Consider the following 23,120-nt stretch of genomic DNA (forward strand, 5'->3'; position numbering starts at 1 on the left):
ATATCCTCATACTATTAAACTTATAAAACAACCCATAATTATTGCAATATCTGCTATATTAAATACTAAATAATATTTATCTAACCAATGAAATGACAAAAAATCAATAATAAAACCATGACCCAATCTATCTATTAGATTACCTAGAGTCCCCCCAATAATTAATTCTAAACCAATACAAATTTTTATATAATTATTATTAAACAAAAAAATACCTAAAATACAAATCCAAAAATTAATTAATAAAAACCAATAACTGCTACTTATTAATTCTGATGATACATAATTATGTAACAAAGTTAAATTTAAATTTTTATTAATTATTATAATACTTCCATCATTTAACCAATTTGTGACAAATAATTTAGTACTAAAATCCACAATTATTATTATAAATATTAACTTAATATTCATATAAATCTTAACCTAATCTTCATACAAATAAACGTACCTCACCTGGTCCTCCTGGTAAATTAGCAATTGATCTAGCACACAATGTAGGATGCGAATTATATTTACCGACATCTGATAATCTTTCCCAACTCCGCTCACATTTTTTGTATTTACTCTTTTCTACTAAGACTTGTAATCCAGATAACTCTGTTACTTTTGCACTTTTATTAATACCTTTTTTAATATAAGCTGCTGATGTGATTAAAACAAACCGCAATTCTCCTCTCAACTTTGCTAATAATTTATAATAAGTATCATTTACATATAAAGTAACATTTGCATCTAAAGAACTTTTAATTAATTTTTTATTACGATAACCTTCCAAACATTTATTTACTTCATTTTTTACTGCTATAATTATTTCCCAAAACTCACGGTCCATTGCAGCATCTTTAGGTAATGGAATTAAATTCTTATAATAAGTCTCTAACAAAATACTTGATTTACAACGTTTTCCAGGTAAGTTTTCATAAATTTCTTCCGCTGTAAATGAACATATTGGTGAAAGCCAACGAGACATAGCTTCAACTATGTGATATAAAGCTGTTTGACAACTTCTCCGATATAAAGAATTCTTTTGAGTTGTATATTGTCGATCTTTAATTATATCTAAATAAAAACTTCCCAAGTCTTTAGTACAAAAAAGATAAATTTGTTGATATATTTCAATAAACTGATATTTTTTATAAGCTTTTTTTATCCTTTTTTGCAAATTTCCTGCTCTATCTAAAGCCCATCTATCTAAAGCCAACAATTTTTCTGGTACTATAATATTTTTATCAGGATCAAAACCTCTTAAATTAGCCATTATAAATCTTGTTGTATTTCGTATCCTTCTATATGAATCAGAAATCTGTTTCATAATTTCTTCTGACATAGTCATTTCTTTTTCATAATCATTTGAAACTACCCACAAACGTAAAATATCAGCACCATATTTTTTTATTATTTTTTGTGGAGATATTACATTTCCTATTGATTTTGACATTTTCCGTCCTTTGGAATCTACAGTAAAACCATGACTTAATAGTTCTTTATATGGTGCATAACCGTTAATCCCGGCCCCAGTAATTAATGAAGTATGAAACCAACCTCTAAATTGATCTATTCCTTCTAAATATAAATCAGCCTTCTCTTCTTTTAAATTATAACCACGCATCACATGAAAATGCGTAGTTCCAGAATCAAACCAAACATCTAAAATATCATTTACTTTTTTATATTCTCTAGCTTCATCCTCTCCAATAAATTCACAACTTTTTATTTTAACCCATGCTTCAATCCCTTCCGTTTCTACTTTTTTTGCAATTCTTTCCATAATATCTATTGTACGTTTGTGTAATAAGCCTGTTTTTCTATGTATAAAAAATGGTAATGGAACACCCCAACTTCTTTGCCTAGAAATACACCAATCAGGTCTATTAGTTATCATAGAGCTCAACCGGGTTTTTCCATTATTAGGATAAAATTTTACTTTTTTAATACTTTCTAAAGCTTTTTTACGTAATGATTTTTTTCCTACATCCATTCCAATGAACCATTGAAAGGTAGCCCTTTTTATTAACGGCTTTTTATGACGCCAACAATGCATATAACTATGTAATATTTTTTCTTTAGCTAGTAATTTTTTACTCGAATTTAATTTTTCTATAATTTCTACATTAGCTTTCCATATTAACTTTCCTCCAAATACTGGTAAAGATTTAATGTAAAATCCATTACCTTTAACTAAATTTAACATACTTTCTTTAGTTTTAAGCTTACTATTACTAAAAGCAATAAAATCTTCTTCGCCATGCGCTGGCGCTGAATGTATTATTCCTGTTCCTGTTTTTATATCTATATAATTTACTATATCTATTGTAGTTATTCTATCGTAAAATGAATCTATATTATGTAAAGGATGTTTAAATCTAAGATTTTCTAAATTTTTCCCATAAGTTTTAGCAATTATTTTTCCTTTTAACTTATATCTTAATAAACATTTCTCAACTAAGTTTTCCGCTAAAATTATAAACCTCGAACCTACATCTACCAAAGCATAAATACAATCAGGTTGCACATGTAATGCATGATTAGCTGGAATTGTCCAAGGTGTTGTTGTCCAAATTACTACAGCTATTGGTTTTTCTATATATTTCTTAATACCAAAAACTTTTATTAAATTATAATTATCAATACTTGATAACGCCACATCGATTGCTACTGATTTTTTTTCTAAATAATCTACTTCTGATTCTGCTAAAGCTGATTCACAATCAAAACACCAATTTACTGGTTTCAATCCTCTAAAAACGTAACCTTTTTTTACCAATTCAGCTAAAGCTCTTATTATACCGGCTTGATTAATAAAATCCATTGTCCGATAAGCATTATCCCAATCACCTAATATACCTAACCTAATAAAATCTAATTTTTGACTATAAATTTGTTTCTCTGCATAATTCCGGCAAAAATTCATAATTTGTTTTGATGTTAATTTTTTCCCATTATTATTTTTCTCTATTTGAAGTTCTATAGGTAAACCATGACAATCCCATCCTGGTAAATAACAAGAATCATAACCTGCTAAATTTTTAGATTTTATAATTATATCTTTAAGTATTTTATTTACTGCATGACCTATATGAATTTTACCATTGGCATAAGGCGGGCCATCGTGTAATATAAATTTTTTACAACCTTTACGAAGATTCCTTAATTTTTTGTAAATTTCCATTTTTCTCCATTTTTTCAATATAAAAGGTTCTTTTATAGATAAATTACCTTTCATTGGAAATTTTGTCATTGGTAAATTCAATGTATTTTTATATTTACTTATTTTTCTTTTTAATTCCATAAAATATTGTTAAATAACCTTTTTATTAAATTCTATTTTAATTTTTAAATTAAGCCTACTTTTTATACGTGCTGATTTTTTTTTTGATATAATATTTTTCTCAGCTAGTTTATCAATAACAGATTGTGCTTTATAAAATTCATCCATAGATAAATTATAATTTTTTAATTTAATTGCTTTTAATACTCGCTTAATAAAAGTACGTAGCATTGAACGTTTACTTGAATTCTGTTTACGTCTTATTTCTGACTGGATAGCTCTTTTTATAGATTTTTTTATTTTCTCCATTATTTATTTCCTCTTTTCAAAAAAAGAAATGCTGATTTCATTAATTCATAACATCCATAATTTTTTTTAGCAGATATAAAAAACACATTATTCCTATCCCACCAATCTAATCCTTTAATAATAGTTTCTATCATTTGTTTTTTTTTATATTTAGGAACTTTATCTAACTTATTCAATACTAACCACCTAGGTCTTTTAATAATATCAACATATATTTTTTTAATTTCATTAATAATACCTAATGTAGAATCTATAATATTATAAGTCATCAGATCTATGATCTGAAATATAATTCTTATCCGTGTAAAATGTTTTATAAATTTTAATCCCAAACCAACCCCATTCTCAGCACCAATAATTAATCCAGGTACATCAGCCATAATAAAATATGATTTTTTACTTAATTTTACTAAACCTAAATAAGGTCTTAATGTAGTAAATGGATAATTTGCTACTTTTGGTAATGCAGAAGTAACAGATCTTAATAAAGTTGATTTTCCTGCATTAGGCAAACCTAATAATCCTACATCAGCTAGCAATTTTAATTCAATATATAATTTCCGATATTCTCCTACTGTACCTTTCCTAATCTCACTTGAATTTTTATTATATATTTTTTTTAAATTACCAATTCCACAACTTCCACCTTTCGCTACCTTAATTTTTTGCTTATGTTTTATAATATCTCCTATTAATTCCCAAGTTTGTGCATCTCTTAATATTGTGCCAATTGGTACCTTTATATAAATATCTTTACCTTTTATTCCATTCTTTTTTTTAGATTTTCCATTTTTTCCATTTTCTGCTTTATAAATTTTTTTATAATTAAAAGCAATCAATGTATTTAGAGATCTATCTCCTATACAAAAAATATTACCTCCTTTTCCTCCATTACCTCCATCTGGCCCACCTTTTTTTTCTCTACGTAAACTTAAACAACCGTTCCCACCTTTCCCTGCTTCAATAAAAATACAAACTTCATCAATAAATTGCATATTTTTTCTATTACTTTGTTATAATCCTAACACTCTTACGTTTACCTTTTTTCTCATATTTAATATACCCATTTCTTAATGCAAATAATGTATAGTCTTTACCTATCCCTACACCATTTCCCGCATTAAATTTAGTACCTCGTTGCCTTACAATTATATTACCAGCCCTAACAGATTGACCCCCATATAACTTAATACCCAAACGTTTGGAATGCGAGTCTCTGCCATTTCTTGTGCTACCTGCCGCTTTTTTTTGAGCCATTTAAATCAATTTCCTTTAATTTTTATAATTTTAATTTCAGTAAACCTTTGTCTATGTCCTTGTTGCTTCATATGATGTTTCCTTCTTTTAAAATGTATTATTTTTATTTTTTTTTCTTTCTTATGTGCAATTACTTCTACACTAACCTTGGCCTTTTTTATAAAAGGTTTTCCTATTTTTATTTTTTTATTTTTTTCATCAAGTAAAAGTACTTTTTCTATTTCAAATAATTTTCCAATTTCTAAATTTAACTTTTCAATTTTTATTTTTTGGCCTTCTTTTACAATATATTGTTTACTTCCACTTTTTATAACTGCATACATTAACTGTTTTCCTTAATTTTTCTTTTTATATATCCTATACATTTTATAATAATATGATAATATCTCTTATATAAGACCTATTTTCATCATCAAAATTATCTATTTTTTACTTTCATATCATATTTTTCTTTAAAAAGGTATTTCATCATCAAAATTATCTAAATTTTCATCTTCTATATTTTTTTTAACTACATTACTATTTTTATTTTTTCCTCCCCTAAAATTTAGTATTTGTATATCACTTGCTACTATTTCTGTAATCTCACGGTTTTCTCCAGTTTGTGTTTGCCATTTCCTTGTTTGCATCCTCCCTTCAATATAAACACGTGAACCTCTTTTTAAATATTGTTGGACTATTGAAGCTAATTTATTAAATACTACAATTGTATGCCATTCTGTACGTTCTTTTATTTGTCCCCTATGCTTATCTTTCCAAGTATCTGTTGTTGCTAGTTTAAAATTACACACTGGATTTCCTGAAGCAGAATAACGTATTTCAGGATCTTTACCTAAATTACCTATTAATATTACTTTATTCACACCACGCCCCATCTCTTTTATCTCCTTTTCTTGTTGGTTGTTTTGTTTATGGTTGGTTTATGTTAATATCTAAACTAATATCTAAACTAATAATACTAATGCTATAATTGCATTATCTCCATGTCTCAACCCACTTTTTAAAATTCTTATATAACCTCCATTCCGCATAATATAACGAGGACCAATTTCTTTAAATAATTTTACTACAATTTCTTTAGATTTAATACTCTTAAAAACTAATCTCCTATTATATACTGTATCTTTTTTAGATAAAGTAATTAAAGGTTCTATATAAAAACGTAATTCCTTTGCTTTAGATAATGTTGTTTTTATTTTTTCATGTTTTATTAAAGATAAACATAAATTTTTAAACATCGAATTGCGATGTGAAACACTCATATTTAAATGCCGACCCTTTTTTCGATGCCGCATAACTTTTTACCTTTCCTTTCTTAAATTTTTCATAACCTTTTTCCTCCAGGTGGCCATAACTCTATATGCATTCCTAATGATAACCCTCTAATTTTTAAAACATTTTTTATTTCATTTAATGATTTTTTTCCAAGATTAGGTGTTTTTAATAATTCTACTTCTGTTCTTTTAACTAAATCACCAATATAATAAATATTTTCAGCTTTAAGACAATTTGCACTTCTTACTGTTAATTCTAAATCATCAACTGGTAAAAGCAAAGCATGATCAATTTTCTTATCTTTAATTTTTTCAACCTCTACCTCTTGTTTTTTTTTACATGATAAATCAACAAAAGCATCCAACTGATTTCTTAAAATATTTGCTGACCTACGTATTGCTTCTTCTGGATTTAATGTTCCATTCGTTTCTAAATCTATTACTAATTTATCCAACTCTGTATTTTGTTCTACTCTTGCAGATTCTACAAAATAAGCTACTCTCCTAATAGGACTAAAATTTGCATCTATTGGTATCCGACCTCTTTTCATATTTTTTTTCTTCCGTCTCTCAGCTGTCTCATACCCTATACCTCTAACAATGCGTAATTTCATCTTAAGTTCTCCATGATCATTAAGATGTGCTATAATATGATCTGGATTAATTATCTCTACATCATGACTTCCAGTTATATCTCCTGCTTTGACTACACATGGACCTATTTTATTTAATAACACCTCTACATCATCACTTCCATACATTTTTATTACAATTTCTTTAATATTAAGAATAATTTCTATTACATCTTCTTTTATACCTTCTATTACACTATATTCATGTTCCACTCCCTTTATTTCTGCTTCTATTACTGCACAGCCTGGCATATAAGATAACAGGATCCGGCGCAAAGCATTTCCTAATGTATGACCAAATCCACGTTCAAAGGGTTCTAAAACTATTTTTGCATGATTAGCACCAATCTCTTCTACTTTTATATTGCTAGGACGAATAAATTCTTTTAATGAACTCATAATAATATAATTACCTATTTTACTTAGAATATAATTCTACAATTAACTTTTCGTTAATATCAGTAGATAACACAATCCTATCTGGTAATTTTTTTAAAATTCCTTCCATCTTTTTTTCATCTACCTGAATCCAATTTGCCCTATTATTAGCTATCGAAAGTGCATTTTTTATTCTTATTTGGTTCCTAGATTTTTCCCTTATAGATATCACATCTCCTATATTAACTTTATAAGAAGCTATATTTACTATTTTTCCATTAACTTTAATAGCTTTATGATTTACTAATTGTCTGGCTTCAGCCCGGGTAACGCTAAAACCCATTCTATAAACTATATTATCTAATCGAGTCTCTAAACTTTGCAATAACTCTTCTCCAGGGTCACCTTTTTTTTTAGCTGCTTTTTTATAATAAATTTTAAACTGTTTTTCTAATATTCCATAAATTCTACGAACTTTTTGTTTTTCACGTAACTGTTTTCCATATTCTGTTATTCTATTCCGATGTATTTTATTTTGCCCTGGCATCTTATCTCTTTTACATTTTTTTTCAATAGATACAATCCCACTTTTTAAAAACAAATCTGTTCCTTCCCTTCGAGCTAACTTACATTTGGGTCCTAAATAACGTGCCATAATTCTTTCCTTTCTATTTTTTTATACTCTTCTTCTTTTAGGGGGCCTACATCCATTATGTGGTATTGGTGTTGCATCAGTAATACTTTTTACATTTAATCCATGAGCATTTAATGCTCTGACAGCTGAATCTCTACCTGGACCAGGTCCTTTAACGATAACATCTATATTTTTTATTCCGTATTCTGATGCTGCTTTTGCTGCTCGTTCACTTGCGATTTGTGCTGCAAATGGAGTACTTTTTCTCGATCCTCTAAATCCTGAACACCCTGACGTTGCCCAAGCTAAAGTATTTCCATTTATATCTGTAATAGTAACAATAGTATTATTAAACGAAGCATTTATATGCGCGATTGCATCCACAATTTTTTTTTTTATTTTTTTCTTAACTTTCTTCATCTAATATTTCTTCCTTTCTTATTTTTATATTTCTTCCTTTCTTATTTTTGTCTTTTTTTTACAAGTCCTAGCATTCGTCTTTGTACGTTGGCCTCGTACTGGTAGATTTCTTTTGTGTCTCAAACCTCGATAACAACCTAAATCTATTAATCTTTTTATATTAATCGATACTTCACGACGTAAATCCCCTTCTACTATAAATTTACTAATTTTTTTCCGTAACTTCTCTAATTCTTTAGAATTCAATTCTCTTACTTTTATATTTTTTTCTATACCAAGTTTTTTACAAATAAGATTAGATCTATATTTTCCTATCCCATATATATATCTTAACGCTACCGATACACTTTTATTATCTGGTATATTAACTCCTGCGATCCGTGCCATCTATACCTTCTCCTAACCCTGACGTTGCTTATGACGCAAATCTTTACATATAACTCTTATTTTTCCTTTTCTACGTATCACTTTACAATTTATACAGATTTTTTTTACTGATGTTCTAACTTTCATTAAATTTCCTTTTTATTTCTATATCCTACTATTTCATACTTCTTTGACATTAAATAAGATTGTATTTGAGTTATAAAATCCATTACAACTACTACCATTATTAATATTGATGTTCCTCCAAAATAGAAAGGTATAGTACAATATACCATAATAATTTGTGGGATTAAAGAAAAAAATGTAATATATATAGCGCCAAATAAATTTAATTTTTTTGTTACTTTCTCTATATATCTAGCTGTTTTTTCACCTGGCCTTATACCTTGTATAACCCCTCCCGTTTTTTTTAAATTAAATGCCACTTCTTTTGAATTAAAAATTATTGAGGTATAAAAAAAAGAAAAAAATATTACAGAAACTACAAAAAATATGATATATAAAGGCTTGCCTGGACTTAATGCTTGTATTATTCCATTTGACTTATTTATCCACTGCCCTAATGAAGCTGTAAATAACAAAATACTTGAAGCAAATATAGGGGGAATTACCCCAGCCATATTAACTTTAATTGGTAAATAACTACTTTGACTTGCATACATTTTCTTTCCTATTTGATGACGTGGATAATTTACCTTAATTCTTCTTTGACCACTCTCTATTAATACAATTAGGGCAATCTTTATTATTACTAATATTAATAATTCAAATATTGGGATTAGATCCCATGAATTATCTTTTCTTGTCAAATATAATGTTTTTTTTAAAGCATTAGGAACACCTGCTAATAATCCTGAAAATATTATTAATGAAATCCCATTACCTATTCCTTTTTCTGTTATTTGTTCTCCCAACCACATTAAAAATATAGCGCCAGTAACAAATGTTAATATTATTGTCAAATAAAAAATCAACCCCTTGTAATTTAGTACCTTTCTTCCTACTAATCCTAATGCTATACCTGTTGATTGTATAAAAGCTAATATTACTGTACTATATCTTATATATTTTGTTATCTTATTTTTTCCTAATTCTCCTTCTTTTTTTAATTTTTCAATTTTTGGAAAACTTACTGACATTAATTGTATTATTATTGATGCAGAAATATAAGGCATCAACCCAAGAGAAAAAATACTCATTCTTTCTAATGCCCCACCAGAAAACATATTAAATAAACTAATTATATTTGCATTATTTTCTTTAAATAATATAGATAATTGATATGTATTAATTCCTGGTACTGGAATATGCACACCTATTCTATAAATTATAATTGAAACTAAAATAAAACGAATTTTTTTCAAAAGTTCTTTATATATATTAATCATTAATTCTTAATTTTTCCCCCATTTTTTTCAATTTCATTACGTACTCTTCTAGTTACATTTATTCCTCTAATAATAACTGGTTTTTTAAATTCACCTGAACTAATTATTTTAACAAATTTCGTTGATTTTTTTATTACTTTAGCTTTTTTTAAAGTACTTATATCAATAAAATTACTTTTAACTTTTGCCAATTTTAAAATACCTATTTCTTCTGAAAATAACGATTTTTTTGAAAAAAAACCAAATTTAGGGACTATACGTTTTAATGGTAATTGACCACCTTCAAAACCTGGTTTTATTTTTTTTCCTGATCTTGCTTTTTGGCCTTTATGCCCTCTTCCGCAAGTTTTTCCTTTACCTGAACCTATCCCCCTACCTAATCTTTTTTTTTCTTTTTTAGAACCTCTTTCAGGTTTTAATTTATTTAATTTCACTTTTACTTTTCTCCTTTTATTTGCACAATTTTTTTTACTTTTCGCAACATCCCTCTAGTTTCTAGATTATCTTTTATTTCTACTGTTTTATTAATACCTTTTAAACCTAATCCTTTTACGTTTGCTCTTTGTTTTTTTTTTCTTCCAATAATACTACGAATTTGAGTTACTTTTAATTTCATTATATTCTCCTATTTTTTATTACATTTATATCTAATCCTCGTTTTTTTGCTATATATTCAGGATAATACATTTTTTCTAATCCTTTTAAAGTTGCTTTTACTACATTTATTGGATTAGTAGATCCATAACATTTAGCTAATACATCATATATCCCTGCTAATTCCAATACTGCTCTCATTGCTCCGCCGGCAATAATTCCTGTTCCTTTATATGCTGGTTGCATAAATATTTTAGAAGCTCCATAAATCTGATATATTTTATGTTGTAAAGTACGCCCATTTAATCTAATTTTTATTAACTTTCTCCTAGCTTTATCAATAGCTTTCTGAATTGCAAATGATACTTCCTTAGCTTTTCCACTTCCTAACCCAATTATTCCTTTTCCATTACCTATTACTACAGTAGCTGAAAATCCAAATATTCTTCCTCCTTTTACTACTTTAGAAACACGATTTATCTTTACTAATTTTTCTTTAAACTCATTTTGTTTTTTTTCTGTATTAATAACCATTTTTTTAAACCTTAAAAACCTATCTTAAAATAATAACCCACCTTTCCGAGCTGCTTTTGCTAATGCTTTTACACGTCCATGATATTTAAATCCAGATCTATCAAAAGCTAATTTTTTATTAAACCCTATCCTTTTTGCACGGGTAGCTAACATTAATCCTACTTTTTTTGCTGCTTCCATTGGTTTTATATCTTTTATTTCTTTTTTTATATCTTTATCTAAAGTAGAAGCACTAACCAAGACGTTTTTACCATCTCCAGATATTATTTGTGCATATATATTTCTTGAAGTTCTATTAACACATATACGGTCAATCATTTTTTTCCGTATTTTTAATCTTACTCTTTTTGCTCTATTTATACGAATTTCTTTTTTTAATTTCATATTTTTAACTCTTGCTCTTATTTTTTCTTAACTTCTTTATATCTAATCTTTTCTTGACTATAACGTATTCCTCTACCTTTATAAGGTTCAATAGGACGCAAAGCACGAATTTCTGCAGCAACTTTACCTAGTTTTTGTTTATCCGCACTTTTTAAAATTATAATAGTATTGCTAGGCGTTTCTGCTAATATATTTTTAGGTAATTTATATTCAAGAATATGTGAATAACCAAGCATTAAATTAATTTTTCGCCCATTTATTTTAGCTCTATATCCTACTCCATTAATTTCTAATTTTTTAGTAAATCCTTTATCTACCCCAATTATCATATTATTTACTAAGGCTCTCATTGTACCTGCCATAATCCAATTGTTTTTAAACTTCGAATTAAATATTAATTTTTTATTTTCTTTTTTTATTAAAACTGATGTATGTTTTTTTAAATATAATCTTCCATATTTCCCACTTATTACTATAATTTCTTTATCCAAATTTATCTCAACTTTATCAGGTATTTTAATTGGACATTTTGCTATTTTTGACACTTTTACTTTTCTCCTTTATACTGCCTTAACTAAATTACTGTACAAATCACCTCGCCACCTATCCCTTTTTTTCTTGCTTCATAAGATGTCATTACACCCCTTGACGTTGATATTATAGCGATACCCAACCCATTTTCGACTGTTATGAAGTTACCTTTTCCTTGATAAATACGTAAAGAAGGTTTAGAAATACGTTTTATTTTCTCTATTACAGGTTTTCCTTTAAAATATTTTAATTTAATTTTTATATTTTTCTCATCATCTTCATAATCTATAATATAACCTTCTTTTTTTAAAATTCTTGTTATCTCTAATTTTATTTTAGATTTTGGTATAAAAACTGTTTCCAGATAAGCTATTTGTGCATTCCGAATTCTTGTTAACATATCTGCTATAGTATCTTGCATATTCATTTTTTTATACTCCTATTTTTTTTACCAACTTGCTTTAGTTAAACCAGGTATATAGCCCATCATTGCAACTTCGCGTAGCTTGTTTCGGCACAAGCCAAATTTCTTATAATATCCTCTTGGTCTTCCTGTAATGCAACATCTATTTCTTTGTCTTATTGGATTTGAATCTTTTGGTAATTTTTGCAATTTTAGTTGTGCTTTAAATTTTTCTTCATCTGATGTTTTTATACTACTAATTATTTTTTTTAATTTCTTTCTACGTACTGAATATTTTTTTACTAGACGTCTTCTCTTAACTTCTCTTACTATAATACTCTTCTTTGCCATAACAATCCCTCTTTCTTTTATTATTTTTTAAATTTAAATTTTAACGCCCTAAGAAGCTCAAAACATTCTTTATCTCTTTTTGCTGTTGTTGTTATTGTAATATTCAAACCACGTATTCCACTTATTTTTTCATAATCAATTTCGGGAAATATTATTTGTTCCCGTAAACCTATTGTATAATTTCCTTTTCCATCAAAAGATTTTTTATTTAAACCACGGAAATCTCTTATTCTTGGAATAGCAATATTCACTAATCTATCTAAAAATTCCCACATCCGTTTTCTTCTTAAAGTTACTTTAACTCCAATTGGAAGAGCCACACGTAGTTTAAAACTAGCGATAGATTTTCGTGCTTTTGTTCTTATTGGTTTCTGTCCTGTAATCAGTTTTAAATCATTTTCTGCATTTTCAATTATTTTTTTATCATTTACTGCTTTACCTAAACCCATATTTAAAGTAACTTTACTTATCTTTGGTATTTGCATTATATTCAAATAATTTAATTTTTTTTTTAATTTAATACTTATTATATTATATTTTTTTTTTAAATTCATTTTATTGGCTTCTTATTTTTTTTATAACTTCGTATTTTAACACCATCTTTATTTTTTTTAATTATTTTATCAGCTTGCCCTGTTTCTACATTTAATATAGCTATATTTGAATAATTTATTGGTGCTTCTTTCTTTATTATACCTCCTAATTTTTTTCCTTTATTTTTTTTATGATACTTCCTTATATTTATCCCTCCAACCCAAACTTTATTATTTTTAATCCGTTCTACTTTTCCACATTTACCTTTTTCATTACCTGTTATTACTATTACTTCATCATTCCGTTTTATCTTATACATACATCTTACTCTTATTTATTATAAGACTTCATTTGCTAATGAAACTATCTTCATAAATTTACCCGTCCGCAATTCTCGTGTAACTGGTCCAAAAATTCTAGTCCCAACTGGTTGTTCTGTAGTATCGTTTAATAATACTACTGCATTACTATCAAACCTAATTATTGACCCATCCATACGTCTAATCCCATTTTTTGTACGGACAACTACAGCTTTCATTACTTGCCCTTTCTTTACTTTTCCTTTAGGTATAGCTTCTTTTACAGTTATTTTTATCAAATCACCTATTTTAGCATATCTACGACGTGATCCTCCTAAAACTTTAATACATTGTACTTTTTTTGCTCCACTATTATCTGCTATTTCTAAAATAGTTTGTGTTTGTATCATTATTTTAAATCCAATTTATTTAAATTTTTTCAAAATTTTATTTAAAATCCAAGATTTTTTTTTAGACACTTTTAAAGTTTCTATACATTCAACTAAATCACCTATTTTAGCTTTATTTCTTGCGTCATGTACACTTATTTTATTTGATTTTTTTATATATTTTCCATATCGTTTGTGTTTTATAATCCTTTCAATTAAAACTACAATTGTTTTATCCATTTTATCACTAACTACTTTCCCTTTTATTTTTTTTACCGGAATATTACTTTTCATACTACTTTACCTAACTTTTCATTAATTCGAGTTTTAAATCTTGCAATTTTTCTGCGGATCTTTTTAAATAAATGAATTTTATTTAATTGTCCTATATTTTTTTGCATTCTTAACTTAAATTGTTCATTTAATAATAAAATTACTTTTTTCTTTAATTCTTCAATATATTTTTTTTTACTATTTTCTTCATTTAACATAACTTACATAATTACCTTTTTAACAAAATTAGTAATAAATGGCATTTTTTGAGATGCTAATTCTAAAGCTTCTTTTGCTAATTCTTCATTTACTCCTTCTATTTCATAAATTATTCTCCCTGGTTTTATTTGTGCTATCCACTCTTCTACTGACCCTTTCCCTTTTCCCATCCGTACTTCAAGTGGCTTCTTTGTTATTGGTTTATCTGGAAATACACGTATCCAAATTTTCCCTCCACGTTTTAAATGTCGAGTAATAGCTCTACGCCCTGCTTCTATTTGTCTTGATGTTATTCTACTATGAACTAATGCTTTTATTCCATATTCACCAAATTTAACCTCATTTCCACGATTTGATAAACCTCTATTTCGTCCTTTCTGTTGTTTCCGATATTTAGTCTTTTTAGGTTGTAACATTTTAATCCTTATTTTTTTTCTTATAATTATTTACTTCTTTCATCCCTCCTAATATTTCTCCTTTAAATACCCATACCTTTACACCTATTACACCATACTTAGTATATGAGACTTCATTATAATAATCTATATTTGCACGTAAAGTATGTAAAGGTACTCTACCTTCTTTATACCATTCTTTTCTAGCTATTTCTGATCCACCTAATCTACCTGACAATTTGATTTTCACACCTTGTGCCCCAATCCTCATCGCATTTTGTACTGCTCTTTTCATAGCACGGCGAAACATTACACGTTTTTCTAATTGTAATGCAATATTTTGAGATATTATTTTAGCTTCTAATTCTGGTTTTCTTATTTCTTCAATTTCAATATGTACTTTTACTCCCATAATTTTATTTAATTCATCTCTTAATTTCTCTACATCTTCTCCTTTTTTTCCAATTACAAGACCTGGTCTAGCTGTATGAATAATAATACTTGCATTATTTGCACTACGTTCTATACATATTCTGCTAATATTAGCTTTTTTTAAACGGTTTTCTATAAATTTTCTAACTTTAATATCTTTTTTTAATTTTTTTACATAATATTTTTTTTCTGCATACCAAATTGATAGGTGATTTTTTATAATCCCTAATCTCATGCCTATCGGATTTACTTTTTTTCCCATTTTTTATACCTATTTTTTATTTTCCTATTATATTTATATGACAAGTCCGCTTCAGAATCCTATCCATCCGACCTTTTGCTCTTGGTAAAATTCTTTTAAAACTTTTTCCTTCATTTACCCAAATCCTATATATTATTAATTTTTCAATTTTCATCCCTTTATTTTTTGCATTAGAAATTACTGATTTTAATGTTTTCTTTATTATATATGCTGCTTTTTTTGATGAAAACTTTAAAATTTCTAATGCTTTATATACTGATTTTCCTCTAATTTGATTAGCTACTAATCTAGCTTTTTGGGCTGACAACCTCACTCCACATAACTTTGCAATTACTTCCATTTTTTACCACTTAACTTTTTTATCAGCTGCATGACCTTTATAAGTTCGCGTGATAGCAAACTCCCCTAATTTTCTCCCTACCATTTCTTCTGTAATATAAACTGGTATATGTTTCCTGCCATTATGTATTGATATCGTTAATCCAACCATATTAGGCAAAATCATAGACCTTCGAGACCAAGTTTTTATAGGTTTTTTATCTTTTTTTTTTAAAGCTTTTTCTATTTTTTCTAAAAGATGTTTATCTATAAAAGGTCCTTTTTTTATAGACCTCGGCATATTATCTTTTCCTTACAATAAATTTGTTCGTCATTTTATTTTTTCGAGTTTTATAACCTTTAGTTGGTTTACCCCAAGGGCTCACTGGATGTCTTCCACCACTTGTCCGGCCTTCACCGCCACCGTGTGGATGATCTACTGGATTCATTGCAACTCCTCTGACCGTAGGACGTATACCTTTCCATCTTTTAGCACCAGCTTTCCCTAATTTACAAAGATTATATTTTGCATTATTTATTTCCCCAATTGTTCCTCGACAATTTGAATTTATTTTCCGAATTTCCCCAGACCTCAAACGTATAATTACATACCTTCCATCTCTAGAAATTATTTGTGCATAATTTCCTGCACTCCGAACTAATTTAGCTCCTTTTCCTGGTTTTAATTCTATACAATTAATTTTCGTTCCTAAATGTATATTTTTTAATGGTAAGCAATTCCCAATTTTTACAGCGACATTATTTCCTGATTCTATCTTACTACCTATTTTCATACCTTTATTTGAAATTATATAACTTCTTTCTCCATCTTTATATTTTATTAATGCTATCATTGCATTCCTATTAGGATCATATTCTATTCTTTCAACTCTTGCTGTAATATTATCTTTTTTTCTTTTAAAATCTATTTTTCTATAATATTTTTTATGTCCACCTCCTACATGCCGCACAGTTATTCTACCTTTATTATTACGACCCCCATGTTTCTTTTTTATTTCTATCAAATGCTTTATTGGCCTACCTTTATATATTTTTCTTTTTTTTAATTTTATAGCATGCCTAAGTCCAGCTGATGTAGGTTTTAATTTAACTAATACTGACATTTTATACTCCTAATTAACTCCCCCATTTAGATTAATCTCTTCTATACTTTCACCTTTTACTAATTTTACATATGCTTTTTTATACCTACCTTTTTTCTTTTTTTTTGGTATATTAACAATTCTAACTCTATCTACTTTTTTTTCAAATAATAAATTAACAGCTTTTTTTATTTCTTTTTTTATAGCTTTTTTAGATACTTTAAATACATATTGACCTTTAGATATGTTTAATAAAGCTTTTTCACTCATATACGGACCTAATAAAACTTTCAATATTTTTTCTTTATATTTCATCATTATATCTTTAATATTTGCTCTAATTTCCGTAAAGCTGATACTGTTATTAATACTTTATCTGTTTTTATAAGACTTAATGGGTTTATTAACCTTAAATTAATTGTATTAATATTAGGTATATTACGTGAAGCTAATTCAATTTTTTTATCAAACTTTTCAGTTATTATGATAATTTTAAACTTCTTAATATTTAAATCTTTCATTTTCATAATTATTTGTTTTGTTTTTATAATCTTTACATCTATTTCTTTTATTGCTATTAAACTCTTCTGGCGTATTAACTCTGATATTATTGAACACATTGCTAATCTATACATTTTTCTATTTACTTTTTTATAATATTTCTTTTTTTTTGCTGCAAAAGTTTTACTACCACCTCTCCACAAAGGTGACCTTATACTCCCTGCCCGGGCCCTTCCTGTTCCTTTTTGTCTCCAAGGTTTTTTCCCCCCACCCCTTATATTAGTATATTTTTTTTGTGCTTTTGTTCCTTGTCTTGAATTTGTTATATATGATGTTACTACTTGATGAATTAATGATTTATTGAATTTTTTATAAAATACTTCTTTTGATAATTTTATTTTTTCACTTATATTTATAATTTTTAAATTCATTTTTTAATCTTTTTTATTTTTTTTATAATTACTTTATTTCCTGAATATCCTGGTATAGAACCTTTAATTATAATTAAATTCAACTCTATATTTATTTTTACAATTTTTAAATTTTTTACTGTAATTTTCTCATTTCCCATTCTACCTGCCATCTTTTTCCCTTTAAATATTCTTCCTGGTGTTTGACATTGTCCTGTGGATCCAGCTTTACGATGAGATAGTGAATTTCCATGACTCTTATCTTGAGATTTGAAGTTCCACCTTTTTATAGTGCCTTGAAATCCCTTCCCTTTAGAAATTCCACTAACATTAACTTTTTCATCTATTTTAAACATAGATACTTTTAATTCACTACCTATTTTTTTTATATCTTCATTACTTATTTTAAATTCTTTTAACTTTGATCCACATCCTATATTTTTTAATTGTCCTAATATTGATTTAGATCTCTTTTTCTTTTTTAATCCACCTTCTGTAATTTGTATTGCATCATAACCATCTTTTTTTTTTGTCTTAATATTAACTATCCTGTTCGGCAATACTTCTATTATAGTAACAGGTATTGAAACCCCTTTATCTTTCAAAATTATACTCATTCCTATTTTTTTTCCTATTACTCCAATCATATTTAATTTCCTACCTTAATTTGTACTTCTACACCTGCTGATAATTCTAAATCCATCAACGCATCAACCGTTTTCTCTGTTTGTTCTGTAATATCTAATAATCGTTTATGTGTACGAATTTCATATTGATCACGCGCATCTTTATCTGCATGTGGAGATATTAAAATTGTATACCTTTCTATATCTGTAGGTAAAGGAATAGGTCCTTTTACTTGTGCTCCAGTCCTTTTTGCTGTCTCTACTATTTCTTTAGATGATTTATCTATTAATAACTTATCAAAAGATTTTAACCTTATACGAATTTTTTGATTTTTCATTTTTCTCTCTTATTCTAATATTTTAACTACTATCCCAGCTCCTACAGTCCTTCCTCCTTCTCTTATAGCAAATCTTAACCCTTCCTCCATTGCAATCGGTACTATTAATTTTATTATCATTTTTATCTTATCTCCTGGCATTACCATCTCTACACCTTCTTTTAATTCACATGTTCCAGTAACATCTGTCGTTCTAAAATAAAATTGTGGTCTATATCCATCCAAAAATGGTGTATGTCTTCCACCTTCTTCTTTATTTAAAATATAAACTTCTGATTCAAATTTTGTATGTGGGGTTATTGAACCTGGTTTCGCTAAAATTTGACCCCTTTCAACATCTTCTCTTTTAATTCCACGCAGTAAGGCACCAATATTTTCTCCAGCACGCCCTTCATCAAGTATTTTTCTAAACATTTCTATTCCTGTTACAGTTGTTTTTATAGTATCCTTCAACCCTATTATTTCAACTTCTTCTCCTGTCTTTATTATTCCACGATCTACTCTACCTGTAACTACTGTCCCTCTTCCAGATATTGAAAATACATCTTCTATTGGCATCAAAAATTGTTTATTTATTGCTCTTTCAGGTAACGGTATATATTTATCTAATTCTTCTACTAATTTTAGTATTGCACTTTTTCCCATACCTTTTTCATCTTTACCCTCTAAGGCCATTAAAGCCGAACCTTTTATTATTGGGGTTTTTTCTCCTGGAAACTCATATTCTGATAATAATTCTCTAATTTCTATTTCTACCAACTCAATCAATTCTTCATCATCTACTAAATCTGCTTTATTTAAAAAAACTACAATATACGGAACTCCTACTTGACGTGCTAATAAAATATGTTCACGAGTTTGCGGCATTGGACCATCAGCTGCAGAACATACTAATATAGCTCCATCCATTTGAGCTGCACCTGTTATCATATTTTTTATATAATCTGCATGTCCTGGACAATCTACATGGGCATAATGTCTTTTTTTTGATTCGTATTCTACATGTGCTGTAGCTATTGTTATTCCTCTTTCTTTTTCTTCTGGAGCATTATCTATTGTATCAAATTTTCTCCATTCCCCACCATAAATTTCTGAAGATACCCTAGTTAATGCCGCTGTTAAAGTGGTTTTTCCATGATCTACATGTCCGATTGTCCCAACATTAACATGCTCTTTATCCCTATTAAATTTTTCTTTAGCCACTAATCTTACCCTCTTTTAATAATATTTATTCTTTTTTATAACTTCTTTAACCACTCTATCTGGTGCTTCATCATATCTTTCAAATTCCATTGTATAACTTGCTCTGCCTTTAGTATTAGATCTTAGATCTGTTGCATATCCAAACATTTCATTCAATGGGACCATTGCCGTTATAATTTTTCCATAATAAGTATCTTCCATACCTTGGATAATCCCCCTGCGTCGATTTAGATCCCCTACTACTTCTCCCATAAATTTTTCTGGGCTTATAATTTCTACTCTCATAATTGGTTCTAATAAAACTGCTTCAGCTTTCTTTGCTCCTTCTTTAACTGCTATTGACGATGCAATTTTGAAAGCATTTTCATTAGAATCTACTTCATGATATGATCCATCAAATACAGTTACTTTTACATCTATCATTGGGTACCCAGCTAAAACCCCATTTTTTAATTGATCAAATGCACCTTTTTCTATAGCTGATATATATTCTTTTGGGATTGCTCCACCTACTATTTCTGAATTAAATTTTAAATTAATTTCTTTATTTTTTCTTTTTTCTAATTTATTTAATGGTTCAATTCGTAACCAAACATGCCCATATTGTCCTCTACCTCCTGATTGTCTAATAAATTTTCCTTCTTGCTTAACTACTTTTTTAATTGTTTCACGATATGCTACTTGTGGTTTGCCTATATTTGCTTCTACTTTAAATTCTCTACGCATCCTCTCTACTAGAATCTCAATATGCAATTCACCCATTCCAGATATTATTGTTTGTCCACTTTCCTTATCATAACTTACTTTAAATGAAGGATCTTCTTTTTCTAATTTATTAAGGGCAATTATCATTTTTTCTTGATCATCTTTATATTTAGGTTCTATTGCAACTGAAATTACTGGTTCTGGAAAATCTATTCTTTCTAAAATTATATTTCTTTTTGAACTTGAACAAAGTGTATCACCTGTTGCCGTTTCTTTCAAACCTACACAAGCTCCTATATCACCTGCTAAAATTTCTTTAATTTCTTCTCTTGAATTTGCATGCATTTGAACTATTCTTCCAATTCTCTCTTTTTTTTCTTTTACTGAATTATATACTTTATCTCCAGATCTAATTTTTCCTGAATAGACTCTGATAAATGTTAAATTTCCTACATATGAATCTGTTGCTATTTTAAATGCCAAAGCTGCAAATTCTGCACTTTCATCAGCTATATAATTTTTTATCTCTGATTTTTTTATTAATAATTTTTCTTTTCCTTTAAAAATCTCAATATCTAAAGGTGACGGTAAATATTCTATTACCGCATCTAATAAAGCTTGAACACCTTTATTTTTAAAAGCAGAACCACAAGTTACTAAAACAATTTCATTTTTTAAAGTACTAATTCGTAAACCTTTTTTTATTAATTTTTTAGATAATTTACCTTCTTCTAAATATTTTTCTAATATCTTTTCATCTGATTCTGCTGCTAGTTCTAATAAAATATTATTATATTTTTTTGATATTTTTTTTAGTTCTGAAGGTATTTCTACTCTTTCATATTCCATACCATTATTCTTTTCTAACCATGAAATAGCTTTCATTTCAATTAAATCTATTATACCTTTAAATTTTTCTTCACTTCCCCAATTTAGTTGTATTGGAACTGCTTTACAATTTAATCTTTCTTCAATTTGTTTTAAAACTTTTAAATAATTTGCTCCAGGTCTATCCATTTTATTTATAAATATTATCCGTGGTACTTTATATTTATTTGCTTGTCTCCACACTGTTTCTGTTTGTGATTGTACTCCTGATGAACCACATAATATTACTATTGCTCCATCTAAAACTCTTAATGACCTTTCTACTTCTATAGTAAAATCAACATGTCCAGGTGTATCAATTATATTAATTCTATGGTTTTTATATTGTCCTTTCATTCCTTTCCAAAATGTTGTTACTGCTGCTGATGTTATTGTTATCCCTCTTTCTTGTTCTTGCTCCATCCAATCTGTTGCTGCTGTTCCTTCGTGCACTTCTCCTAATTTATGAGTACTTCCTGTATAATATAATATTCTTTCTGTTGTTGTAGTTTTGCCTGCATCAACATGTGCAATTATTCCTATATTTCTATATCTTTTTATAGGTGTTTTTCTACTCACTTCCTCTTTTCCTTTTTTTTTTAACCCTATAATTTTAAAACCTATAATGTGCAAAAGCTTTATTAGCTTCTGCCATTCTATGAACTTCTTCTCTTTTTTTTACTGCTATACCTTTTCCTTCTAGAGCATCTAATATTTCTCCATATAACCGTTTTTCCATTGTTTTTTCTTTTCTTTCTCGTGATGCTTTAACTAACCATTTCATTGCTAATGAATCTCTTCTGGCAGATCTTATTTCTACAGGTATCTTATACTTTGCCCCACCAACACGTCTTGATTTTACTTCTACCATAGGTTTTATTATTTCTAACGCTTTTTCAAACATACTTAGTGCGACATTATTTTTAAATTTTTTATTTATTCTATTTAATGCACCATAAACTATGCCCTCCGCTCTTGCTTTTTTCCCATCAATCATTATATGATTTATAAATTTAGCTAATACAATACTTTTAAATTTCTTATCTGGTTTTATTTCTCTTTTGATCGATATATTCCGTCTAGACATTCTTTAACCTAGTTTTCTTTTAGTTCCATATTTTGATCGTGAACTTTTTCTCTTTTTTACACCAAATGTATCCAAAGCACCCCTTACCGTATGATATCTTACCCCTGGTAAATCTTTTACTCTCCCGCCTCTAATTAAGACTACAGAATGTTCTTGAAGATTATGTCCTTCTCCACCTATATAAGAGGTTACTTCAACTCCATTAGTTAATCTAACTCTACATACTTTTCTTAAAGCTGAATTTGGTTTTTTGGGCGTTGTTGTATAAACCCTTGTACAAACTCCTCTTTTTTGTGGCCCAGATAATGCAGGAACACCACTTTTTTTTATTGGTTTTTTACGTTTTTTTCTAATTAATTGATTTATTGTTATCATTTTTTTATTATAAATTTCTTTTTTTTTTATGTCAATT

Annotated in this window: 39 protein-coding genes; all 39 read right to left on the minus strand. The window is 27.8% G+C overall.

The features are described 5' to 3' along the window. Positions 1–6: 6 nt before the first annotated feature. The 39 genes from PAD_RS00530 to rpsL all read right to left on the minus strand — a co-directional run bounded on the left by PAD_RS00530 (position 7) and on the right by rpsL (position 23,083). Positions 7–414: a signal peptidase II gene (locus PAD_RS00530; protein ID WP_219848781.1), complete on the minus strand. Its 408-nt coding sequence runs from the start codon at positions 412–414 to the stop codon at positions 7–9. A gap of 19 nt (positions 415–433) precedes the next feature. Continuing rightward, positions 434–3,292: an isoleucine--tRNA ligase gene (gene ileS, locus PAD_RS00535; protein WP_219848782.1), complete on the minus strand. Its 2,859-nt coding sequence runs from the start codon at positions 3,290–3,292 to the stop codon at positions 434–436. Between the two features lie 9 nt (positions 3,293–3,301). Next, complete coding sequence (gene rpsT / locus PAD_RS00540; RefSeq protein ID WP_219848783.1) at positions 3,302–3,580, minus strand: 30S ribosomal protein S20; 279 nt, start codon at positions 3,578–3,580, stop codon at positions 3,302–3,304. Beyond that, the gene (gene cgtA / locus PAD_RS00545; RefSeq protein WP_219848784.1) at positions 3,580–4,575 is read right to left on the minus strand and encodes an Obg family GTPase CgtA; all 996 of its coding nucleotides are present in this window, start codon (positions 4,573–4,575) and stop codon (positions 3,580–3,582) included. Before cgtA ends, rpsT begins: the two co-directional genes overlap by 1 nt. A 10-nt stretch (positions 4,576–4,585) precedes the next feature. Next, a complete protein-coding gene (gene rpmA, locus PAD_RS00550; protein WP_219848785.1) occupies positions 4,586–4,837 on the minus strand; it encodes a 50S ribosomal protein L27 in 252 nt (83 codons plus the stop codon). 5 nt (positions 4,838–4,842) lie between these two features. After that, positions 4,843–5,160 (minus strand): 50S ribosomal protein L21, encoded by a 318-nt coding sequence (gene rplU, locus PAD_RS00555; RefSeq protein ID WP_219848490.1) that lies wholly within the window; start codon positions 5,158–5,160, stop codon positions 4,843–4,845. Positions 5,161–5,289: 129 nt separating this feature from the next. Further along, positions 5,290–5,712, minus strand: coding sequence for a single-stranded DNA-binding protein (gene ssb / locus PAD_RS00560; protein WP_219848786.1), 423 nt, complete (start codon positions 5,710–5,712; stop codon positions 5,290–5,292). Positions 5,713–5,781: 69 nt separating this feature from the next. Then, a complete protein-coding gene (gene rplQ, locus PAD_RS00565) occupies positions 5,782–6,132 on the minus strand; it encodes a 50S ribosomal protein L17 (RefSeq protein WP_219848492.1) in 351 nt (116 codons plus the stop codon). 29 nt (positions 6,133–6,161) lie between these two features. Further along, a complete protein-coding gene (locus PAD_RS00570) occupies positions 6,162–7,145 on the minus strand; it encodes a DNA-directed RNA polymerase subunit alpha (protein WP_219848824.1) in 984 nt (327 codons plus the stop codon). Between the two features lie 16 nt (positions 7,146–7,161). After that, positions 7,162–7,776, minus strand: coding sequence for a 30S ribosomal protein S4 (gene rpsD / locus PAD_RS00575; protein ID WP_219848787.1), 615 nt, complete (start codon positions 7,774–7,776; stop codon positions 7,162–7,164). Positions 7,777–7,797: 21 nt separating this feature from the next. Then, on the minus strand, positions 7,798–8,175 hold the full coding sequence (gene rpsK, locus PAD_RS00580) for a 30S ribosomal protein S11 (protein ID WP_219848788.1): 378 nt from the start codon (positions 8,173–8,175) through the stop codon (positions 7,798–7,800). 24 nt (positions 8,176–8,199) lie between these two features. Continuing rightward, positions 8,200–8,562, minus strand: a complete 363-nt coding sequence (gene rpsM / locus PAD_RS00585) for a 30S ribosomal protein S13 (protein ID WP_219848495.1) — start codon at positions 8,560–8,562, stop codon at positions 8,200–8,202. A gap of 12 nt (positions 8,563–8,574) precedes the next feature. Further along, entirely contained in the window at positions 8,575–8,688 is a 114-nt protein-coding gene (rpmJ, locus tag PAD_RS00590) for a 50S ribosomal protein L36 (protein WP_219848496.1), read from the minus strand. Further along, positions 8,688–9,950: a preprotein translocase subunit SecY gene (secY, locus tag PAD_RS00595; RefSeq protein WP_219848789.1), complete on the minus strand. Its 1,263-nt coding sequence runs from the start codon at positions 9,948–9,950 to the stop codon at positions 8,688–8,690. Before secY ends, rpmJ begins: the two co-directional genes overlap by 1 nt. After that, complete coding sequence (gene rplO / locus PAD_RS00600; protein ID WP_219848498.1) at positions 9,950–10,384, minus strand: 50S ribosomal protein L15; 435 nt, start codon at positions 10,382–10,384, stop codon at positions 9,950–9,952. The genes secY and rplO overlap by 1 nt, the downstream gene beginning before the upstream one ends. Positions 10,385–10,386: 2 nt before the next feature. Beyond that, a complete protein-coding gene (gene rpmD, locus PAD_RS00605; protein ID WP_219848790.1) occupies positions 10,387–10,566 on the minus strand; it encodes a 50S ribosomal protein L30 in 180 nt (59 codons plus the stop codon). Then, complete coding sequence (gene rpsE, locus PAD_RS00610; RefSeq protein ID WP_219848791.1) at positions 10,566–11,078, minus strand: 30S ribosomal protein S5; 513 nt, start codon at positions 11,076–11,078, stop codon at positions 10,566–10,568. The genes rpmD and rpsE overlap by 1 nt, the downstream gene beginning before the upstream one ends. A 24-nt stretch (positions 11,079–11,102) precedes the next feature. Then, the gene (rplR, locus tag PAD_RS00615) at positions 11,103–11,462 is read right to left on the minus strand and encodes a 50S ribosomal protein L18 (RefSeq protein ID WP_219848792.1); all 360 of its coding nucleotides are present in this window, start codon (positions 11,460–11,462) and stop codon (positions 11,103–11,105) included. A 17-nt stretch (positions 11,463–11,479) separates the two neighbouring features. Then, positions 11,480–12,007 carry a 50S ribosomal protein L6 gene (rplF, locus tag PAD_RS00620; protein WP_219848793.1) on the minus strand — a complete coding sequence of 176 codons (528 nt, stop codon included), beginning with the start codon at positions 12,005–12,007 and terminating at the stop codon, positions 11,480–11,482. Between the two features lie 29 nt (positions 12,008–12,036). After that, a complete protein-coding gene (gene rpsH, locus PAD_RS00625; protein ID WP_219848794.1) occupies positions 12,037–12,420 on the minus strand; it encodes a 30S ribosomal protein S8 in 384 nt (127 codons plus the stop codon). Positions 12,421–12,441: 21 nt separating this feature from the next. Beyond that, on the minus strand, positions 12,442–12,747 hold the full coding sequence (gene rpsN, locus PAD_RS00630; protein ID WP_219848795.1) for a 30S ribosomal protein S14: 306 nt from the start codon (positions 12,745–12,747) through the stop codon (positions 12,442–12,444). A 20-nt stretch (positions 12,748–12,767) separates the two neighbouring features. Further along, the gene (gene rplE / locus PAD_RS00635) at positions 12,768–13,301 is read right to left on the minus strand and encodes a 50S ribosomal protein L5 (RefSeq protein ID WP_219848796.1); all 534 of its coding nucleotides are present in this window, start codon (positions 13,299–13,301) and stop codon (positions 12,768–12,770) included. Further along, positions 13,298–13,600 carry a 50S ribosomal protein L24 gene (rplX, locus tag PAD_RS00640; protein ID WP_219848797.1) on the minus strand — a complete coding sequence of 101 codons (303 nt, stop codon included), beginning with the start codon at positions 13,598–13,600 and terminating at the stop codon, positions 13,298–13,300. Before rplX ends, rplE begins: the two co-directional genes overlap by 4 nt. Before the next feature lie 18 nt (positions 13,601–13,618). After that, positions 13,619–13,990, minus strand: a complete 372-nt coding sequence (gene rplN / locus PAD_RS00645; protein WP_219848798.1) for a 50S ribosomal protein L14 — start codon at positions 13,988–13,990, stop codon at positions 13,619–13,621. 15 nt (positions 13,991–14,005) lie between these two features. Continuing rightward, complete coding sequence (gene rpsQ / locus PAD_RS00650) at positions 14,006–14,263, minus strand: 30S ribosomal protein S17 (protein WP_219848508.1); 258 nt, start codon at positions 14,261–14,263, stop codon at positions 14,006–14,008. Then, a complete protein-coding gene (rpmC, locus tag PAD_RS00655; protein WP_219848799.1) occupies positions 14,260–14,460 on the minus strand; it encodes a 50S ribosomal protein L29 in 201 nt (66 codons plus the stop codon). The genes rpsQ and rpmC overlap by 4 nt, the downstream gene beginning before the upstream one ends. A gap of 3 nt (positions 14,461–14,463) precedes the next feature. Next, positions 14,464–14,877, minus strand: coding sequence for a 50S ribosomal protein L16 (gene rplP / locus PAD_RS00660; RefSeq protein ID WP_219848510.1), 414 nt, complete (start codon positions 14,875–14,877; stop codon positions 14,464–14,466). 1 nt (position 14,878) lies between these two features. Next, positions 14,879–15,550: a 30S ribosomal protein S3 gene (gene rpsC / locus PAD_RS00665; RefSeq protein WP_219848800.1), complete on the minus strand. Its 672-nt coding sequence runs from the start codon at positions 15,548–15,550 to the stop codon at positions 14,879–14,881. Between the two features lie 16 nt (positions 15,551–15,566). Beyond that, entirely contained in the window at positions 15,567–15,890 is a 324-nt protein-coding gene (rplV, locus tag PAD_RS00670) for a 50S ribosomal protein L22 (RefSeq protein WP_219848801.1), read from the minus strand. Positions 15,891–15,893: 3 nt separating this feature from the next. Next, a complete protein-coding gene (rpsS, locus tag PAD_RS00675; protein ID WP_219848513.1) occupies positions 15,894–16,169 on the minus strand; it encodes a 30S ribosomal protein S19 in 276 nt (91 codons plus the stop codon). A 1-nt stretch (position 16,170) separates the two neighbouring features. Beyond that, positions 16,171–16,992 (minus strand): 50S ribosomal protein L2, encoded by an 822-nt coding sequence (rplB, locus tag PAD_RS00680; RefSeq protein ID WP_219848802.1) that lies wholly within the window; start codon positions 16,990–16,992, stop codon positions 16,171–16,173. Positions 16,993–17,001: 9 nt separating this feature from the next. Further along, positions 17,002–17,286, minus strand: a complete 285-nt coding sequence (gene rplW / locus PAD_RS00685) for a 50S ribosomal protein L23 (protein WP_219848803.1) — start codon at positions 17,284–17,286, stop codon at positions 17,002–17,004. A gap of 2 nt (positions 17,287–17,288) precedes the next feature. Beyond that, on the minus strand, positions 17,289–17,903 hold the full coding sequence (gene rplD / locus PAD_RS00690; protein WP_219848804.1) for a 50S ribosomal protein L4: 615 nt from the start codon (positions 17,901–17,903) through the stop codon (positions 17,289–17,291). After that, entirely contained in the window at positions 17,900–18,529 is a 630-nt protein-coding gene (gene rplC / locus PAD_RS00695; protein ID WP_219848805.1) for a 50S ribosomal protein L3, read from the minus strand. Before rplC ends, rplD begins: the two co-directional genes overlap by 4 nt. 2 nt (positions 18,530–18,531) lie before the next feature. Then, entirely contained in the window at positions 18,532–18,846 is a 315-nt protein-coding gene (gene rpsJ / locus PAD_RS00700; RefSeq protein ID WP_219848517.1) for a 30S ribosomal protein S10, read from the minus strand. Between the two features lie 9 nt (positions 18,847–18,855). Next, positions 18,856–20,049 (minus strand): elongation factor Tu, encoded by a 1,194-nt coding sequence (gene tuf, locus PAD_RS00705; protein ID WP_219848806.1) that lies wholly within the window; start codon positions 20,047–20,049, stop codon positions 18,856–18,858. A 15-nt stretch (positions 20,050–20,064) separates the two neighbouring features. Then, positions 20,065–22,200 (minus strand): elongation factor G, encoded by a 2,136-nt coding sequence (gene fusA / locus PAD_RS00710; RefSeq protein WP_219848807.1) that lies wholly within the window; start codon positions 22,198–22,200, stop codon positions 20,065–20,067. Between the two features lie 34 nt (positions 22,201–22,234). Then, entirely contained in the window at positions 22,235–22,708 is a 474-nt protein-coding gene (gene rpsG / locus PAD_RS00715) for a 30S ribosomal protein S7 (protein WP_219848808.1), read from the minus strand. Positions 22,709–22,711: 3 nt separating this feature from the next. After that, on the minus strand, positions 22,712–23,083 hold the full coding sequence (gene rpsL / locus PAD_RS00720; protein ID WP_219848809.1) for a 30S ribosomal protein S12: 372 nt from the start codon (positions 23,081–23,083) through the stop codon (positions 22,712–22,714). Positions 23,084–23,120: the final 37 nt, after the last annotated feature.

Source organism: Candidatus Portiera aleyrodidarum, assembly GCF_000953295.1.
GTDB lineage: Bacteria > Pseudomonadota > Gammaproteobacteria > Johnevansiales > Johnevansiaceae > Portiera > Portiera aleyrodidarum_A.